At 75.3% G+C, this 16,321-nt stretch carries 16 protein-coding genes; 4 read left to right on the forward strand and 12 right to left on the reverse strand.

Features of this window, described 5'->3' with window-relative positions; all coding sequences use genetic code 11:
- Positions 1 to 58: 58 nt before the first annotated feature.
- The 7 genes from MT994_RS11465 to MT994_RS11495 all read right to left on the reverse strand — a co-directional run bounded on the left by MT994_RS11465 (position 59) and on the right by MT994_RS11495 (position 6,495).
- Positions 59 to 694 carry a nitroreductase family protein gene (locus MT994_RS11465; RefSeq protein ID WP_354806345.1) on the reverse strand — a complete coding sequence of 212 codons (636 nt, stop codon included), beginning with the start codon at positions 692 to 694 and terminating at the stop codon, positions 59 to 61.
- 168 nt (positions 695 to 862) lie between these two features.
- Positions 863 to 1,909 carry a hypothetical protein gene (locus tag MT994_RS11470; RefSeq protein ID WP_354806347.1) on the reverse strand — a complete coding sequence of 349 codons (1,047 nt, stop codon included), beginning with the start codon at positions 1,907 to 1,909 and terminating at the stop codon, positions 863 to 865.
- Positions 1,906 to 2,991 carry a VWA domain-containing protein gene (locus MT994_RS11475; protein ID WP_354806348.1) on the reverse strand — a complete coding sequence of 362 codons (1,086 nt, stop codon included), beginning with the start codon at positions 2,989 to 2,991 and terminating at the stop codon, positions 1,906 to 1,908. Before MT994_RS11475 ends, MT994_RS11470 begins: the two co-directional genes overlap by 4 nt.
- 7 nt (positions 2,992 to 2,998) lie before the next feature.
- On the reverse strand, positions 2,999 to 4,093 hold the full coding sequence (locus MT994_RS11480) for a VWA domain-containing protein (RefSeq protein ID WP_354806349.1): 1,095 nt from the start codon (positions 4,091 to 4,093) through the stop codon (positions 2,999 to 3,001).
- A complete protein-coding gene (locus MT994_RS11485; RefSeq protein WP_034654434.1) occupies positions 4,087 to 4,590 on the reverse strand; it encodes a hypothetical protein in 504 nt (167 codons plus the stop codon). Before MT994_RS11485 ends, MT994_RS11480 begins: the two co-directional genes overlap by 7 nt.
- Positions 4,577 to 5,464 carry a DUF58 domain-containing protein gene (locus tag MT994_RS11490; RefSeq protein ID WP_354806351.1) on the reverse strand — a complete coding sequence of 296 codons (888 nt, stop codon included), beginning with the start codon at positions 5,462 to 5,464 and terminating at the stop codon, positions 4,577 to 4,579. Before MT994_RS11490 ends, MT994_RS11485 begins: the two co-directional genes overlap by 14 nt.
- Before the next feature lie 32 nt (positions 5,465 to 5,496).
- Positions 5,497 to 6,495: a MoxR family ATPase gene (locus MT994_RS11495; protein WP_021483297.1), complete on the reverse strand. Its 999-nt coding sequence runs from the start codon at positions 6,493 to 6,495 to the stop codon at positions 5,497 to 5,499.
- A 205-nt stretch (positions 6,496 to 6,700) separates the two neighbouring features.
- Here MT994_RS11495 and MT994_RS11500 point away from each other — a divergent pair, with 205 nt between their 5' ends.
- Both MT994_RS11500 and MT994_RS11505 read left to right on the forward strand, forming a co-directional pair.
- A complete protein-coding gene (locus MT994_RS11500) occupies positions 6,701 to 7,210 on the forward strand; it encodes a PPOX class F420-dependent oxidoreductase (protein WP_137279867.1) in 510 nt (169 codons plus the stop codon).
- 41 nt (positions 7,211 to 7,251) lie between these two features.
- Positions 7,252 to 9,360 (forward strand): cytochrome c oxidase assembly protein, encoded by a 2,109-nt coding sequence (locus MT994_RS11505; protein ID WP_354806352.1) that lies wholly within the window; start codon positions 7,252 to 7,254, stop codon positions 9,358 to 9,360.
- Between the two features lie 38 nt (positions 9,361 to 9,398).
- On the opposite strand, the gene MT994_RS11510 is transcribed toward MT994_RS11505, so the two are convergent.
- Positions 9,399 to 10,412 carry a type IV toxin-antitoxin system AbiEi family antitoxin domain-containing protein gene (locus MT994_RS11510; protein WP_354806353.1) on the reverse strand — a complete coding sequence of 338 codons (1,014 nt, stop codon included), beginning with the start codon at positions 10,410 to 10,412 and terminating at the stop codon, positions 9,399 to 9,401.
- 258 nt (positions 10,413 to 10,670) lie between these two features.
- Here MT994_RS11510 and MT994_RS11515 point away from each other — a divergent pair, with 258 nt between their 5' ends.
- Positions 10,671 to 13,055: a prolyl oligopeptidase family serine peptidase gene (locus MT994_RS11515; protein WP_354806354.1), complete on the forward strand. Its 2,385-nt coding sequence runs from the start codon at positions 10,671 to 10,673 to the stop codon at positions 13,053 to 13,055.
- 68 nt (positions 13,056 to 13,123) lie between these two features.
- On the opposite strand, the gene MT994_RS11520 is transcribed toward MT994_RS11515, so the two are convergent.
- Positions 13,124 to 13,330, reverse strand: a complete 207-nt coding sequence (locus tag MT994_RS11520) for a hypothetical protein (RefSeq protein ID WP_354806355.1) — start codon at positions 13,328 to 13,330, stop codon at positions 13,124 to 13,126.
- Between the two features lie 130 nt (positions 13,331 to 13,460).
- Complete coding sequence (locus tag MT994_RS11525) at positions 13,461 to 14,198, reverse strand: alpha/beta hydrolase (RefSeq protein ID WP_354806356.1); 738 nt, start codon at positions 14,196 to 14,198, stop codon at positions 13,461 to 13,463.
- Between the two features lie 50 nt (positions 14,199 to 14,248).
- Here MT994_RS11525 and MT994_RS11530 point away from each other — a divergent pair, with 50 nt between their 5' ends.
- Positions 14,249 to 15,166 carry a WYL domain-containing protein gene (locus MT994_RS11530; protein WP_354806358.1) on the forward strand — a complete coding sequence of 306 codons (918 nt, stop codon included), beginning with the start codon at positions 14,249 to 14,251 and terminating at the stop codon, positions 15,164 to 15,166.
- A 10-nt stretch (positions 15,167 to 15,176) separates the two neighbouring features.
- Here the strand turns inward: MT994_RS11530 and MT994_RS11535 are convergent, their stop codons facing one another.
- Both MT994_RS11535 and MT994_RS11540 read right to left on the reverse strand, forming a co-directional pair.
- Positions 15,177 to 15,542, reverse strand: coding sequence for a VOC family protein (locus tag MT994_RS11535; RefSeq protein WP_163186449.1), 366 nt, complete (start codon positions 15,540 to 15,542; stop codon positions 15,177 to 15,179).
- 41 nt (positions 15,543 to 15,583) lie between these two features.
- Entirely contained in the window at positions 15,584 to 16,285 is a 702-nt protein-coding gene (locus MT994_RS11540) for a TetR/AcrR family transcriptional regulator (RefSeq protein WP_043659720.1), read from the reverse strand.
- Positions 16,286 to 16,321: the final 36 nt, after the last annotated feature.

The raw sequence follows: 16,321 nt of genomic DNA on the forward strand, positions 1-16,321 counted from the left end.
CGGCCGTGCGTGTCCTCCGGGGCGAACGCGCGCGGGCGCTCGCCTCTTCCCGGCGCGCTCAGCTGTGCCACCGGTCCCGGTGCACGACCTCCGCGAGCGGGCGCCGCCGCGGCTCGGACCAGCGGCCCCGGGTCGGGTACCCGAGGGGGAGCAGGCCCATCGTCAGCGCGTCGTCGGGCAGGCCGAGCAGCGCGGCGACGTCGGCCTCCCGGACGGTGTGGAAGGTCGTGAGCGTCGTCCCGATCCCGTAAGCCCGGGCTGCGAGGACGAGGTTCTGCACCGCACCGTAGATCGAGGCCCCGAGCCGGGGGTCGGCCGAGCGCGCCGCGTCCCGCAGCACCGGCACGACCCACACCGGAGCCTCCTCCAGGTGCAGCGCCAGGTGCTCGACGGCGCGGAAGCCCGCCTCGCTCACGCCGGCGTGCGTGGTCGCGGCACCGAGGACGGCGTCCCGGCGGTCCCCGTACGCCGCTCGCCACCCCTCGCGGTACCAGGCGGCGATCTGCGCCTTCGTCGCGGGGTCCCGCACGACGACCCACCCCCACCGCTGACGGTTGCCCCCGCTGGGCCCGCGGACCGCGGCGTCGAGGATCGCGTCGAGCACGTCGTCGGGCACCGGGTCGGGCGAGAGGTAGCGGCGCGACGGCGTCGAGTGGAGCGCGCGCAGGACGGGCAGGTCCTCGGGTGTGGTCACGGTCGCCGAGGGTACGGGCGAGCCGCCGGCGCGTCCTCGGGTCGTGCCCGTCGTCTCGCAGGCTGGGCACCCCTGCGACGCGTCCCGCTCCACCGGCCGACGAGGTGAGCAGGCGGACGTCGGAGCGGCCGGCGGACGACGGCGGATCGGCCGCGGCGCAGCCGGGGCTCACCAGTTCTTGGTGCCGCCCCCGCTGCTGTCGCCCGGGTCGCTGCCGGTGCCCGGCTGGTCCCCGTAGAGGTCGCGGTACTCCTGCTCGAGGCGCTCCTGCTCGTCGCGCGCCTCGGAGCCCTGCTGCTCGAGCTGCTCCTGGCGCTGCTGCTCCTCGCGCTCGGCCTGGCTCTGCTGGTCCTCGCCCTGCGCGCCGTCGCCGCCCGAGGCGTCCGACTGCTCGTCGCCCTCGGAGCCGTCGTCCTCGCCCTCCGAGGTGTCGCCACCGTCCTGGTTCTCGGGCTGCGAGTCCTGCGCCTCCTGCTGCTTGTCCTGGAGACGCTGCTGCGCGGCCGCGTCCTGCTCCTGCTGCTCGGGGGTCTGCTCGGACTCCCCGCAGTCGGGCCAGCCGCGGATCTGCTCGGCCGTCGCGTACTCCTGCTCGGCGTACTCGTACCAGTCCTGGACGTCCTGGCGCAGCTCCGCCGGGTCGGGCTCGGTACCGTCGCCGTACGGGTCGAGGACCCCCTCGTCGTACGGCAGGCCCGCGTCGCGGGCGGCGATCGCCTCCTCGACGAGGGCGAGCTCCGCCGCCTTGCGGTCGGCGTAGGCCATGTCGGCGTCGCCCTGGATCTCGTACGTCAGCGACAGGTTGGTCTGGATCATGCACCGTTCCTCGGGAGACGAATTCTCCGCGAGGTCGTAGGCACGGTCGAGGGATCGGATCGCGTCGTACAGCGACCACGAGTCCTCGGTCCGCGCGAGCGCCGTCCCGTGGTTGTAGTGCGCCTTCCACGGCTCGACGAGGTTGAGCGTCCGCTGGAGGCCGTACGTGCTCGCCGCGCCCTCGGTGTCGCCGGCGTCGTAGCGGTCCTTCGCGAGCGAGGCGACCGGGGCGCGCAGCGCCAGCGTGAACCCCAGCACGAGGAGCACGAGCACGACGGGCAGGGTCCCGAGGAGCCACCACCGGCGCCGCCGCAGCCGCGCCGCACGCAGGGCGGCCGCGCCGGTGGGCCGGGGCGCGCGGGCGCCGGGCGGGGGTGCCGGGGGAGGGGTCCAGGTCATCGGCGCACCTCCGCCCGGTCGCGTGCCGTCGGGCGGACGAGCGAGCGGCTCGCCGAGCGCGCCCAGAACCACGCCTCGACGCCGAGCAGCGTCACGAGCGCGAGGGCGAACGGCCACACGACCGGCCGGTACGCCGTGACGTCGCGGCGTCCGTCCGCTGCCACCTGCTGCGGGTCGACGCCCGCGACGAGCGACGCCGTCTCCGACGGCTCCTGCCGGTGCACGTACGGCACGCCGAGCTGGTCGGCGAGCGCGGTGAGCGTCGCCTCGTCCAGCACGGACAGCGCCTCGACGGGCTCGCCGCCGTCGCTCGGCTTCGACCAGTCGACGAGGTACTCCGCGTCCTCGGGGTCCACGTCCGGGTCGTACTCCTTCATGCGGCCTCCCTCGGCGGTCCCGTAGCCCAGCACCGCTCCGCCGTCGACGAGCGGCGCGAGGTCGGCGAACGACCGCGGCTCGCCCTCGGCCGTCTGCTCGCCGTCGGTGAGGAAGAAGACGAGCCGCACGTTGGCCGGGTGCTGCTCCGCCGAGCCCTCGAGCGCCGACCGCAGCTCGTCGAGCGGCCGGTCCGTGAGGGACCCCTGCGAGTACCGCGTGATCTCGCGGTGGAACGTGTCGGCCCAGGACGTGATCGCGCGCGCGTCCGTCGTCAGCGGGAGCTGGCGCGACGCCTGCGAGTCGAACGAGATGATCGAGTACCGCGCCCCGGGGATCGCCTCCGTGAGGCTCGTGATGTCGTGCCGCACGCCGTCGAGGCGCTCCTGACCGCCCTCGGGCCCGTAGTCCTCGGCCGCCATCGACCCCGTGCGGTCGACGACGAAGAACATGTCGACGTTCGCGACCGACGTGTCGCGGTCCGTCGACGCGACCGACGGCGCGATCCCGATGATCCCGAGCAGCACGACCACCCCGGCGCGTCGCACCCAGGCCGCGCGCGGGGCGCCGGGGCGGGGGACGCCGTCGGGTCCCGGGCGCCCGGCCACGACCGCCTGCCACCCGGCGAGGCCGAGCAGCGGCAGCACGAGCAGCGTCAGCGCCCACAGGGGCACGAGCGGCTGGAACGTGAGTCCGGCGAGGTTCATCGGCGCGTCACTCCTTCACCCGCCACGCGACGACGAGCAGCAGCGCGACGCCGAGGACCGCGACGAGGAACCAGCCCGCGGGCCGGTCCGTGACGACCACCTCGGGGGACGCGTCGAGCTCGACCGCCTGCTGCGCGACGACGTCGTCGACCATGCCCTGGACCGCGGCCGGGTCGTCCGCGAGGAAGTACAGGCCGCCGCCCGACTCGACGGTCTCGCGGTACTCGGTCTCCTCGGGCGTGCCCTCGTAGCGCTGGGACCCGCCGAAGATGCCGTGCAGCGTGATGTCGCGCGACGCGACGAGGTCCGCCGCCTGCGGGAGCGTGTAGATCGGTTCGCCGGAGACGTAGTTGTCCGTCGCCAGGATGATCGAGCGCGAGCGCTCGGTGTCCTCCGCGTCGAACTGGAGCGCGCAGCTCGCGAGCCCGTCGCCGATGAGGCTCGCGCCCGAGAGATTCGCCGTCGTGCCCGCCGTGAACTGCGCGTACTCGAGGATCTCCGCGTCGTCGGTGCCGCCCGTGTAGTCGAACGTCGCCGGGTCCTGGTCGAGCGCGGCGATCCCCGCCTGGAGCTCCTCCTGGACGAGCGTGTAGTCGTCCGTGAGCGGGAAGACCGTGCGCGAGGACGAGTTGAAGATCGACAGCGCGATCCGCTCGCCCTCGAAGTTGTCCACGAGCTCCTGGAACACCTTGAGCACCGCGCCGTCGTACTCGATCATCGAGCCCGACACGTCGAGGCACAGCACGATGTCGCGCGTGCCGAGGCGGTCGACGACGACGTCCGTCTCCACCGGGCGGGCCGCGACCGCGCCCGCCCCGACGACCGCCACGAGCAGCCCCGCCGCGGTGAGGCCCTGCAGCACGCGGTAGCGGCGCACCCACGCAGCGAACGCCGGGACGCGCGCGAGGTAGTCGGAGTTCGCGACCCAGAGCACGCCCGCGTCCGCGTCGCGGCACCGGCGGCGCCGCGCGAGCCACCACGCCACCGCCGCCGCCGCGAGCACCGCGACGACGAGGACGACCCACAGCCACGGCCACAGGATCGACGGGCCCTGCGGCCCGGGGACGACGGCGGTGCTCGCCGCGACGGGACGCGTCACCATCCGCGCACCACCGCCCGGGCGCGGTCGATCGAGTCCTCGCCGTCCGTCGAGCGCGCCGCCGGGTCGTTGTCGTGGTCCGCGAACGACGGCCGGTAGTAGCGCGCGATGAGCTGCGTGAGGCGGCCCGCCTCGGCGAGCTGCTGGATCTCCGAGAGCGTCATGGACGACGCGTCCTGGCCGAGCCGCCCGGTCGCGAAGCCGCGCATCTCCGCCGAGAGGGCGAGGTGCAGGGTGCGCTCGTCGAGCTCGCCCGCGCGGAACCGCTCGGCGACGGCGTCGAGGCGCCGCTCGTACTCCGCCCGCAGCGACGCGTACGGGTCGTGCGGGCCCGTGGGGAGCAGCGGGGCGGGGCGCGGGGCGTTCTTCTCCTCCGCGCTCGCGCGCGTCAGCCAGATCACCAGGAACACGACCGCGGCGGCCGCGAGGACCAGGACGATCCCCAGGGCCGTCCACCACCCCGAGTAGCCGACGGGGTCGACGAGCTCATCGACGGGCACGCTTCTGCCTCCCCAGGAGCTCGACGAACCGCTGCAGGACGTCGTCGGACCCCTCGACGAGCACGCCCTCGACCTGGAGGGCGCGCAGCCGCTCGGCCACCTCGGCGCGCCGCGCGGCGAGCGCCTCGGCGGCGGGCGCCGCGAGCGCGGTCCGCCCGCGCAGGAACGGCGGCAGGCGCAGCGTCCCGTCGACGTCGGCCACCTCCCCGGTCCCGGCGCCCACCGGCGAGAGGTCCGCGACCTGCACGACCATCACCTCGTGACGCACGCGCAGCGAGCGCAGCAGCTGCTCGTGCTCGGCAGCCGGGCGGGCCTCGTCGGTGACGACGACCACGAGCGATCGGCGCCGGAACGCCGTCTGCGCGCGGTCGAGCGGCCGGGACAGGTCGCTCCCGGGGGCGTCCGGGCGCCACAGCCCCTCCACGGTGCGCAGCAGCACCTCGAGGTCGCGCGTGCTCGCGCGCGGCGGGAGCTGGACCAGGCGCTCGGCGTCGCCCGCGACGAGCGCGACGCGGTCGCCCCGGTCGCGGGCGAGGTAGGCGACGAGCGCGCAGCAGAAGCTCGCGATCTCCGCCTTCGTCTCCCCGCTCGGCGCCGTCGCGCCCATGGTGCGCCCCGTGTCCACGACGAGCACGAGGTTGAGGTTCGACTCGCGCACGAACCGGCGGATGATCGGCAGCCCGGCGCGCGCCGACGACTTCCAGTCGATGTCGCCGACGTCCTCGCCCGGCGCGTACAGGTGCAGGTCGTCGAAGTCCTGCCCGTGCCCCTTGAACACCGAGCGGTGCCGGCCCTCGAGCAGGCCGGACGCCCGGCGCGCGACCGGCAGGTCGAGCCGGGCCCGGACCTGGGCGAGACGGGAGACGTCGGGCACGTGGTGCTCTCTCGGGACGGTGGGCGGACCGGTCAGGGCGTGGGGACGGCGTCGAACACCGCGTCCACGAGCTGCTCCGGCGGCACGTTGTTGGCGAGCGCGTCGAACGTGCGCACGAGGCGGTGGCGCAGCACCGAGTACCGCACCGCCTTGATGTCGTCCGGGATGACGTACGCCCGGCCCGCGAGGATCGCGAGCGCCTGGCCCACGCGCATGAGCGCGATGCCGCCGCGCGGCGACGCACCCACGCGCACGTGGCGGTCCAGGCCCGGCACCGGGCGCGGGCCCGAGAACCGCGTCGTGTTGATGAGGTCGACGACGTAGCGCTTGATCGAGTCGTCCACGTACACGTCGTCGACGAGGCCGCGCAGGAAGCGCACGTCGTCGAGCGAGATCGGCTGCGCCGTGAGGGGGCGCGTCATCTGCCCGGTCGCGATGCGCTGGAGGATCTCGAGCTCCTGCGGCGGCGTCGGGTACGTGAGCACCTCCTTCATGAGGAAGCGGTCCATCTGGGCCTCGGGGAGCACGTACGTGCCCTCCTCCTCGATGGGGTTCTGCGTCGCGAGCACCATGAACGGGTCGGGGAGCGCGTAGTTCTCGCCACCGATCGACGTCTGCTTCTCCTGCATCGCCTCGAGCATCGCCGACTGCGTCTTGGCCGACGAGCGGTTGATCTCGTCGAGCAGGACGACGTTCGCGTGCACCGGGCCGAGCTGGGTCGTGAACTGGCCGGTCGCGTAGTTGAAGATCTGCGTGCCGACGATGTCGTTCGGCATGAGGTCCGGCGTGCACTGGATGCGGTGGAACGAGCCGTCGACCGCCGCGGCGAGCGTCTGCGCCGCGGTCGTCTTGGCGAGGCCCGGGACCGACTCGAGCAGGATGTGCCCGCCCGCGAGCAGCGTGCTCACGAGCGCGGTGCGCAGGGCCTCCTGCCCGACGACGCGCTGGTCGAAGACCTGGCCGACGCGCTTGAGCAGGTGGCTCGCGCGGTCGAGGTCCTGCGTCGAGATGCTGCCGTGCCCTGCGGCCATCGGTCGTCCTCCGGGTGGTGCGGGTGGTGTGGTCCCGTGCGCGGCCGGAGGGCGGACGGAGCCTCGCGAGCCCCCGGCGAACCCGGCCCAGTATGCCAGCGCGGACCCCGCCGGACCGGGCGTCGTCCACAGGTCCGGGTGGGGAGAGGTCCCCACCGTGCGGTGCGCCGGGAATGCCCCGCGGGCCGGCGACGGTTGCCCCGGCATGAGCACCGACGCCCGTGACATCTCCCGTGACACCGCCCGCGACGCCCCCGGCCGCGCGCCGCGCGCCCCGCTCGGGGACCCCGCGCTCCTCGACCTCGTCGCCGCGCGCCGCCAGGGCGTCCTCGCGACCGTGAAGAAGGACGGGCGGCCCCAGCTCTCCAACGTGCTCTACGTCTGGGACCCGGAGGACGGGCTCGCGCGCGTCTCCGTCACCGCCGACCGCGCGAAGACCCGCAACGCGGCGCGCGACCCGCGCGTCTCGCTCCACGTGAGCGCGGAGGACTTCGCGGGCTACGCCGTCGTCGAGGGCGACGCCGAGCTGAGCGCCGTCGCGGTCGACCCCCACGACGCCGCCGCCGACGAGCTCGTCGCGACCTACCGTGCGGCCACCGGGGGCGAGCACCCGGACTGGGAGGAGTTCCGGCGCGCCATGGTCGCGGACCGCCGCCAGGTGCTGCGCGTGCGCGCGACGAAGGTCTACGGGATGGCCCGCCTGTCCCGGCCCTGAGCCGTGACCGGAGGGGCCCGCGCGGTCGATACCCTGGTGGGGTGACCACCACTGCCCTGCGCCGCGCGCCCTCGGACGCCCGACCCGCGAACCCGTGGTGGCTCGTCGTCGCCGGGCCGTTCGCCGTCGTCGTCGCGGTCGTCACCGTGCTCGCCGCCGGCGCGTTCTCGGCCGCGTTCACCGTCCCCGCCGGCTTCCCGGACCCGGGCGCCCTCGCGCGCCTCGGCACCCCGGTCGTCACGGTGCTCACCGAGCTCGCCGTCGCGCTCACGCTCGGCTCGCTCGTCCTCGCGGCGTGCGTGCTGCCCGCCGGGACGCCCGTGCGCAAGGCGCTCGGCGTCGCGGGGGCGGCGTCGGCCACCTGGGCGGTGCTCACCGTCCTGCAGGTCGTGCTGCGCTACTCCTCCATCTCGAGCACGCCGGTCACCAACCCGACGTTCGGCGACCAGCTCGGCCTCTTCGTCTCGCAGGTCAGCCTCGGCCGGAACTACCTCGCGATCGTCGTCGTCGCGGCCCTGACGTCCGCCGTCGCGCTCGCCGTGCGCAGCGCGACCGGGGCGATGTGGACCGCGGCCCTCGCCCTCGTCGCCCTCGCGATGCAGGCCAACACCGGCCACGCGGCCGGCGCGGTGAGCCACGAGCTCGCCGTCTCCTCGATGTTCCTGCACCTGGCCGGCGCCGCGCTGTGGGTCGGCGGGCTCGGGACGCTCGCCGTCGTGCGCGTGCGCGGTGGCCTGGGCCGCGCGGACTTCGCGTCGTCCGTCGCGCGTTACTCCGCGATCGCGCTGTGGTGCTACGTCGCCGTCGCCGTCTCGGGCATCGCGAACGCGAGCATCCGGGTCGACTCCCTCGCCGGGCTGACCACCGACTACGGCATCCTCCTGCTCACCAAGCTCGCGCTCCTGCTCGTCCTCGGCGCGGTCGGCTTCGCGCACCGGGAGCTCGTCGTGCGCCGCCTCGCCGGCCCGACGGCGGCCGCTCGCCCGGCCGGGGACGGCGCCCCGGCGAGCGGTGCCGGGACGGGAGGGGCGTCGTCGTCCACGGGCGCACGGGCCGCGGCCGCCGAGGGGACGCGCTGGCTGTTCTGGCGCCTCGTCGCGGTCGAGCTCGCGATCATGGGCGCCGTGTCCGGCGTCGCCGTCGCGCTCGGGTCCACCGCCCCGCCCGTGCCGCAGGAGGAGCCGCTCGACACCTCCGCCGCGTACCAGGTGACGGGGCACGCGCTCCCGCCGGAGCCGACGCTCGCCCGCTGGTTCACCGAGTGGCGCTGGGACCTGCTGCCCGCGTTCGCGTGCGTCGCGGCGATCGTCGTGTACCTGCGCTGGGTGCGCCGCCTCGCGCGGCGCGGCGACTCGTGGTCGGTGGGGCGCACCGTCTCCTGGTGCCTGGGGATCCTCGTCCTGTTCTGGGTCACGTCCGGCGGCCCGGCGATGTACGGCCACGTGCTGTTCAGCGCGCACATGGTCCAGCACATGATCCTCGCGATGGTCGTGCCGATCTTCCTCGTGCTCGCCGCCCCCGTGACGCTCCTGGTGCGCGCGGTGCCGCCGCGCAAGGACGGGTCGCGGGGACCGCGCGAGTGGGTGCTCGCCCTCGTCACGTCGCGCGTGGGCCAGTTCTTCGCGAACCCGATCGTCGCGGCGGTGAACTTCGCCGGCTCGATGATCGTCTTCTACTACACGCCCGCGTTCGAGTACGCGCTCACGACGTACGCCGGCCACCTCGTCATGCTGGTGCACTTCACGCTCGCGGGGTACCTGTTCGCGAACGCGCTCGTCGGGATCGACCCCGGCCCGCACCGCCCGCCCTACCCGCAGCGTCTGCTCCTGCTGTTCGCGACCATGGCGTTCCACGCGTTCTTCGGTGTCGCGCTCACCTCGGGCGAGGAGCTGCTCGTCCCCGAGTGGTTCGGCCTCCTCGGCCGCGAGTGGGGCCCGAGCGCCATCGCCGACCAGCAGCGCGGCGGCGCCGTCGCGTGGGGCATCGGCGAGCTGCCGACCCTCATCCTCGCGATCGTCGTCGCCGTCATGTGGACGCGCTCCGACGAGCGCGAGGCCAAACGCCGCGACCGCCAGGCAGACCGCGACGGCGACGCCGAGCTCCAGGAGTACAACGACATGCTCGCGGAAATGTCGAAGCGGAACGACTGACCGACGCCTCCGTTCCGCCGAACACGGGGTTGTTGTCGTCATCGGCCTGATAACGACAGCAGGCTCGTGCTCGACGGCGTGGAACCTCGTGCTCGACCGAGATGGTGACGCAGGGCGGTCGTCATGCGACCGGGGCGGCTCGTCCCCGGGACCGCGAGGTCACGGCCCGTGAAGCGCAGCAGCTCCACCCCGCCGTGGGACACGAGAGCGTTCTGGCGCGTGCGGTCTCGCAGGAGCGCCTCGGGCGTGCTGTGGACGTCCCTGCCGTCCATCTCCGCGATCAGCCACCGCCCTCGCGGCAGCCGCCACCCCAGATCTCCACGACCGATGAACCGGCCGTCGTCGACGACGTCGACCTGGAGGTCGTCCGGCCCGAGCCCTGCGTCGACGCACTCCAGGCGCGCGAAGGTCTCGAGCGGTGACTCGGCGCGGGCGTCGGACTCGGCCCACCAGGCGTGGGTGCGCGCCACGCCGCGCCGACCGCGCGCGAGGTCGTGGGCGCGCGCCAGGCCGTCGGCGTCGAGCAGGCCGAGGTGCCCCGCGCTGTCCATCGCCGCGACCGCTCGTCGCCGACCCATCTCGGGAACGGCCTGGGCGAGTGCCCAGGCAGGGCTCGCGACGGCGCGTCCTTCGACCCGTACGACGGTCAACCCGTCGTCGAACTGGCGCAGGCGGATCCCGTCCCGGGACAGCGCGCCGCGCGCCCCGGGCAACGTCACCTGCGGGACGACGTCGAGACCGACCCCCTGGACGCCGAGCAGGACGAGCGCGCACGGCCCGACGGCGATCGCCTCCGGCCCGTAGGCGAGGAGAGCGAGCCAGGCGGCGCGTCGTCGACGGCGGTCGTGGGCCCGAGGGTCCGACGGCGGCAGCGTCTCGGGTGCCGGCTCGAGCACGCCGCGCGTCGGGCGTCGCCACCTCCCCTGGTCGACGAGCCGTGACCGGCGGTTCGCGTTCACCCCGTACGCGTCGCACTGCGCGGCGGACACCAGGCCGGCCTGGCGCTCGGCGAGGTCGAGGAGCGCGGACGGGACGGCGGTCAGCGGACGCATTCGGCCATCCGACCAGGCGCGGGCGGACAGGGCACCGACGGGCCCGCAGCCTGTGGACGAAGAGTGCGCCACGCTGCCCTGTGGACCGCGGTGCAACCCGTCGGCCCCCACCGGAGCGCCGATACTGCGCCTCCCACGCCGAGAACGACCCTTCCCCGCCTCCACGACGACGTTGTTCCCGTTCTCGGCCTCATGCCGCCAGCAACGTCGTGTTCGGCGGGAGCCGTTTCCGGGGGAGGGGCGTGATAGGACGTACGGGTGAGCAATCTGGCTGGCACGCCCGGTACACCCGACCCGACCGTGGGACCGTTCCACGATCTCGACCGATATCTCGCGATCCCGCGCGTCGGGGGCCTCGCGCTCTCGCCCGACGGGACGCGCCTCGTCACGACCGTCCAGACGCTCGACCCGCAGCGCACCGGGTATCGGGCGGCGCTGTGGGAGGTCGACCCGGCGGGAGAGGCGCCCGCGCGTCGGCTGACGCGCAGCACGAAGGGCGAGTCGAGCGCGACGTTCACCGGCGCGGGCGACGTGCTGTTCACGTCGGCGCGGCCCGACCCGGACGGCGGCTCGGACGACGACCCGACGTCGGCGCTGTGGCTGCTGCCGGCGTCGGGCGGGGAGGCGCGCGCGGTCGCCACGGCGCCCGCAGGCGTGAGCGGGCCGCTCGCGGCGACGGACGCGCCGGTCGTGTCGGTCGCGGCGTCGGTGCTGCCGAGCGCGCGCGACCTCGCGCATGACGCCGAGCTCCGGTCGGCGCGCAAGGACGCGAAGGTCGCGGCGATCCTGCACAGCGCCTACCCCGTGCGGCAGTGGGACCACGACCGCGGCCCCGACGAGGCGCACCGGTTCGTCGGCGACCTCACGACGCTGGTCGACGCGCCCGCGCAGCCCCTCCCCGCCCCGGCCGCCCCGACCGACGCGCCCGCGCCCTCGGGCAGCGCCGCGCCGCTCGCCGCCGCGCCGCTCGCCGCGGGAGCGCAGGGCACCGCCGCGGAGCACGCCGCCGAGCACGCCGCAGCCGAGCACGACGCGCGGCTGCTCGACCTGCGCGACGTGAGCCGCGGCGTCGGGCACGACGGCACGGCGCCCGGGCGCGCGCTGCACGAGCACTCGGCGGACCTGTCCGCCGACGGCACGACGCTCGTCACGACGTGGCAGGTGCCGGGTCCCGGCCCGCAGGTGCGCAGCACGCTCGTCGCGATCGACACGGCGACGGGCGCGCGCCGCACGCTCGTCGACGAGCCGCGCGCCGAGGCGCACTCGCCCCGCATCTCGCCCGACGGCGCGTGGGTCGCGTTCGTGCGCGAGACGATCTCGACGCCGCACCAGGCGCCGGAGGAGAGCCTCGCCGTCGTGCCGCTGCACGCGCCGGACGGGCCCGCCGGGACCGCGGAGGGCCACGACGACTCGGCGACGACGCGCGCCGAGAACCACGCGTCGCCGCGCACGCTCGTGCCGCACTGGGACCGCTGGCCGACGTCGCTGCGCTGGCTGCCCGACGGCTCGGGCCTGCTCGTCACCGCGGACGACGACGGCCGCGGCCCGGTCTTCCTCGTCCCCTTCGACCCCGCGGGCAACGGCGCGGCCGAGCACGGCACGGCGGAGCGCGTGACGAGCGACGACGCGACGTTCACGGACGTGCAGGTCGCGCCCGACGGCCGGACGCTCTACGCGCTGCGGACGAGCTACCTGGAGCCCGCGCACCCGGTGCGCGTCGACCTCGGCGCGTTCCTCGACTCCGGCATGGCGGGTGGCCGCACGCCGGTGCCCGCGACGCCGCTGCGCGGCCCGGTCGCGACGCCCGACCTGCCGGGCACGCTCGTCGACGTCGAGACGGCGGCGGGGGACGACGTGCGCGTGCGGGGCTGGCTCGCGCTGCCGCACGGTGCGTCCGCGGAGGACCCGGCACCGCTGCTGCTGTGGATCCACGGCGGCCCGCTCGGGTCGTGGAACGCGTGGAGCTGGCGCTGGAACCCGTGGCTGATGGTCGCGCAGGGCTACGCGGTGCTGCTGCCGGACCCGGCGCTGTCGACCGGGTACGGGCAGGACTTCGTGCAGCGCGGGTGGGGCGCGTGGGGCAAGGCCCCGTACACGGACCTGCTCGCGATCACGGACGCCGTGGAGGCGCGCCCGGAGATCGACGCCACCCGGACGGCCGCGATGGGCGGGTCCTTCGGCGGGTACATGGCGAACTGGGTCGCGGGCCACACGGACCGCTTCCGCGCGATCGTCACGCACGCGAGCCTGTGGGCGCTCGACCAGTTCGGCCCGACGACCGACCACGCCTACTACTGGGCGCGGGAGATGACGGACGAGATGGCGCTGGAGAACAGCCCGCACCGGTTCGTCCAGGACATCGTGACGCCGATGCTCGTCATCCACGGCGACAAGGACTACCGCGTGCCGATCGGCGAGGGCCTGCGGCTCTGGTACGAGCTGCTCGCGTCCTCCGGGCTGCCCGCCGGCCCGGACGGCGACACGGTGCACCGGTTCCTCTTCTACCCGGACGAGAACCACTGGATCCTCCAGCCGCAGCACGCGAAGGTCTGGTACCAGGTGGTCCTGGCCTTCCTCGCGGAGCACGTGCTGGGGGCCACCCCGGGCGAGGGCGACGCCGCGCTGCCGACGACGCTCGGCTGACCGGGGCCGCCGCCCGCGGACGGCGGCCCGCAGGGCTCCCACCGACGGCCAGCGTCAGCTGACCGCCGTCAGGCGACGGTCGACGGGAGCCCTGTGGCCGCCGCGCGCCAGCGCCGCACGAGGCGCCGGTCGGCGGCGCCGCGCGCGGCCGCCCACAGGCAGTGCTGGGTCGTCTCGCGGTGCTCGAGGAGCGCGTCGCGGTCGTTCTCGAGCGCCCAGAGCAGGGCGGTGCGCACCTCGGTGCGCGAGGGGGCGGAGGGCAGGGTGTCGTGCATGGTCCGTCTCGTCGTCCGTCGTTCTGCGGCGGCCGGTCGGCCGTCCACACGAGGAGACGGCAGAAGTCTCCGTCTGTGACGCGACTTCGGAGACTTTTTTCCGGAACGTGCACGATGTCTCACCCGGAGGTCAGGAGACGGCGTCGACGATCACGGCCGCGAGGTCCCGCGGGCGGGAGAACATCGGCCAGTGGCCGGTCGGGAGGTCGACGTAGGTGACGTCCTCGACCTCGCCCAGCTCGGTGTGCAGGGGCGGCCCCGGGTGCGCCATCTCGGCGAGGACGGCGGACGGGATCGACGAGCAGACGGCGGTCGCGGGCACCTTCAGGCGGCCCGGGTCCGACACCCGCACCGCCCCCCGCGCGACGGGCCCGGGGGTGGGCACCGCCCCCTCGCGGAACCGCGCCAGCGCGGCCTCGTCCAGCCCGTCGAGGCTCGACCCGGCCTCGGCGAGCTCCTCCCACGTCGGGAGCGGGACCTCCGCGGCGTCGGCCGGGAGGCCCGGCGACAGCGCCGCGCCGTCGACGAGCGGGCCCGTGTCGACGTAGACGACGCGCTCGATGCGCGCGGGGCCCCGGTCGAGGGCCTCCTGCACGACCGGCCCGCCGCCGCTGTGCCCCACGAGCACGACGCGGCCGTCGAGCCCGTCCACGAGTTCCGTGACCGCGGCGACGTGGTCCGCGCGCGTGACGTGCGCGCGGTCGGCGGCGGTCGCGCCGGGCTCCAGGCCCGGCAGGGTCACCGGGTGCGGGACGAGGCCGACGGCCTCGAGGTGGGGGACGACGTCGTCCCAGGCCCACGCGCCGAGCCAGAAGCCGGGGACGAGGACGACGTGGACGGGCTGCTCGGGTGTTCCGTGGGTGCTCATGCAGCCACCCTCGCAGGGTGTTGGTGACACCTGTCTGTCACCATTCTGGGGTGAACAGGACGGAGCGCCTCTACGCGCTCGCGGAGGAGCTGCGCCGCGCGGGCCGGACGGGCACGACGGGGCCGCGTCTCGCCGCGGCGCTCGAGGTGAGCGAGCGGACGATCAAGCGCGACGTCGCCGCGCTCCAGCAGGCCGGGCTCACGATCTGGGCCCAGGCGGGGCCCGGGGGTGGGTACGTGCTCGACCCGAGCGCGTCGCTCCCGCCCGTGAACTTCACGCCCGGCCAGGCCGTCGCCGTGGCCGTCGCGCTCGCGACGCTCCCGCCCGGGAGCCCGTTCGCGGTCGACGCCCTCGCCGCCCGCGGCAAGGTGTGGGACGCGCTCGGCGCGGGCGACCGCGCACGGGCCGAGGCGCTCGCCGCGCGCGTGTGGGTCCGTCACGCCGCGCCGGACCCGGACCTGCCCGACGTCGTCCGACCCGAGAGCCCGCCCGGCGCCGTCCCAGCCGCGGGACCGCCCGACGCCGTCCCGCCCGCAGCAGGCCCGCCCGCCGTCCCGCCCGCCGCGAGCCCACCTGCCGTCCCGCCCGCCGCGGTCCACCCGGATGAGCCGTACGGCGACACGACCCCGCCGGGCCGGGGTGACGTCGTCGGGCGCGCGCGGACCCACCTCGGGGTGCTGCGCGCGGTCGAGCAGTCGATCGCGGGCGGGCGCGTGCTGGCGATCCGGTACCGGGACGGGCGCGGGTCGACGTCGACGCGTCGCGTCGAGCCCGTGCTGCTCGCGCACACCGACGGCCGCTGGTACCTCGTCGCGTGGTGCCGCACGCGCGAGGCGATCCGCTGGTTCCGGCTCTCGCGCGTCGAGCGCGCGGACCTCACCGCGGAGGCGTACGACCCGCGCCCCGTCGCGGACGTGGGGGAGCCGCCCCCGGGCTCGGCCGCGGTGTACCGCCCCGACCCCGCCTGACGCGGAGGGGTCAGTCGCCGCGCAGGACGCAGAACTCGTTGCCCTCGACGTCCGCCAGGACGACGAACGTCTCGTGCTCGCCCTGCCCGACGTCGACGCGGCGTGCGCCGAGCCCTTCGAGCCGTGCGACGTCGGCGGCCTGCGTCGACGACGAGAAGTCGAGGTGGAGGCGGTTCTTCACCGTCTTGCCCTCGGGGACGCGCTGGAAGACGAGGCTCGGCGGTCCGAGGATCGTCTCGCCGTCGCGCGGGAAGAGCACGGCCTCGCCGTGCGGCCCGGTCTCGCGCCCCGTCCACCCGAGCGCGGCCTGCCAGAAGTCCGCCACGGCGGCGGGGTCGGCGCAGTCGACCACGGCGCCGCTGAAGGTGAGTGTCATGGCGCCAGTGTGACGTGCGCCACCCACGCCGGGGGCGGTTCTCAGTCCGCGGCGGGCAGCGGCTCGACGAGCCGGCCGACGAGCGCCGGGAGCCAGTCCGCGCTCTGGGCGCGCTGCACGGCGTCGTCGCCCGCGGGGCTGAGGAACGCGTCGCGCGCCGCGCACGTGTACGCGCTGATGAGCACGCGCGTCGCGGCCGCCGGGTCGATCGCGAACCGCATGCCGACCTCGGTGAGCACGCGGGTGAGGATGCCCGCGAGCTCGGCGCGGAACGACTCCTCCTGGTCCGCGAACCGCGCCGCGACCTGCGGGTCGCGCAGCGCGAGCAGCTCGAGCTCCGCGCTCATGAGGCACCAGCGGCGCTCGTCGCGCGGGTCGGCCATGACGGCCGCGACGATCGCGGCGATCGTGTCGGGCGCGATGACGCCGTCGCGGACCGGGTCGTCGGGCAGGTGCTCGACGGCGGCCTCGAGGTTGCGCATGCGCGTCCGAATCTCGCGCTCTGTGAGGGCGAGGAACAGCGACTCCTTCGACTCGAAGTTCGAGTAGAACGCGCCGCGGGTGAAGCCCGCGGCCTCGCACACCGCCTCGATCGAGGTGCCGTTGATGCCGTGCTCGGCGAAGAGGCCGTAGGCGGCGTCGAGCAGGCGCTCGCGCGTGCGCTCGCGGCGCCGCGAGAGCGGTGCGTCGCTCTCCGCGCGGTCGACTCGGGTCGGGTCGAGGTCCGTCGTCACGCCGGACATGCTCCCACTGTCGGACGGCGCCGCCCGAACCGGGCG

It is taken from the genome of Cellulosimicrobium sp. MI9406, assembly GCF_040595865.1.
GTDB lineage: Bacteria > Actinomycetota > Actinomycetes > Actinomycetales > Cellulomonadaceae > Cellulosimicrobium > Cellulosimicrobium funkei.

Excerpts from the sequence above, each read along its gene's own strand:
- MT994_RS11470 (WP_354806347.1), bottom strand. The coding sequence starts at position 1,909 with ATGACCTGGACCCCTCCCCCGGCACCCCCGCCCGGCGCCCGCGCGCCC.
- MT994_RS11520 (WP_354806355.1), bottom strand. The coding sequence starts at position 13,330 with ATGCACGACACCCTGCCCTCCGCCCCCTCGCGCACCGAGGTGCGCACC.
- MT994_RS11525 (WP_354806356.1), bottom strand. The coding sequence starts at position 14,198 with ATGAGCACCCACGGAACACCCGAGCAGCCCGTCCACGTCGTCCTCGTC.
- MT994_RS11480 (WP_354806349.1), bottom strand. The coding sequence starts at position 4,093 with ATGGTGACGCGTCCCGTCGCGGCGAGCACCGCCGTCGTCCCCGGGCCG.
- MT994_RS11540 (WP_043659720.1), bottom strand. The coding sequence starts at position 16,285 with ATGTCCGGCGTGACGACGGACCTCGACCCGACCCGAGTCGACCGCGCG.
- MT994_RS11495 (WP_021483297.1), bottom strand. The coding sequence starts at position 6,495 with ATGGCCGCAGGGCACGGCAGCATCTCGACGCAGGACCTCGACCGCGCG.
- MT994_RS11500 (WP_137279867.1), top strand. The coding sequence starts at position 6,701 with ATGAGCACCGACGCCCGTGACATCTCCCGTGACACCGCCCGCGACGCC.
- MT994_RS11535 (WP_163186449.1), bottom strand. The coding sequence starts at position 15,542 with ATGACACTCACCTTCAGCGGCGCCGTGGTCGACTGCGCCGACCCCGCC.
- MT994_RS11510 (WP_354806353.1), bottom strand. The coding sequence starts at position 10,412 with ATGCGTCCGCTGACCGCCGTCCCGTCCGCGCTCCTCGACCTCGCCGAG.
- MT994_RS11475 (WP_354806348.1), bottom strand. The coding sequence starts at position 2,991 with ATGAACCTCGCCGGACTCACGTTCCAGCCGCTCGTGCCCCTGTGGGCG.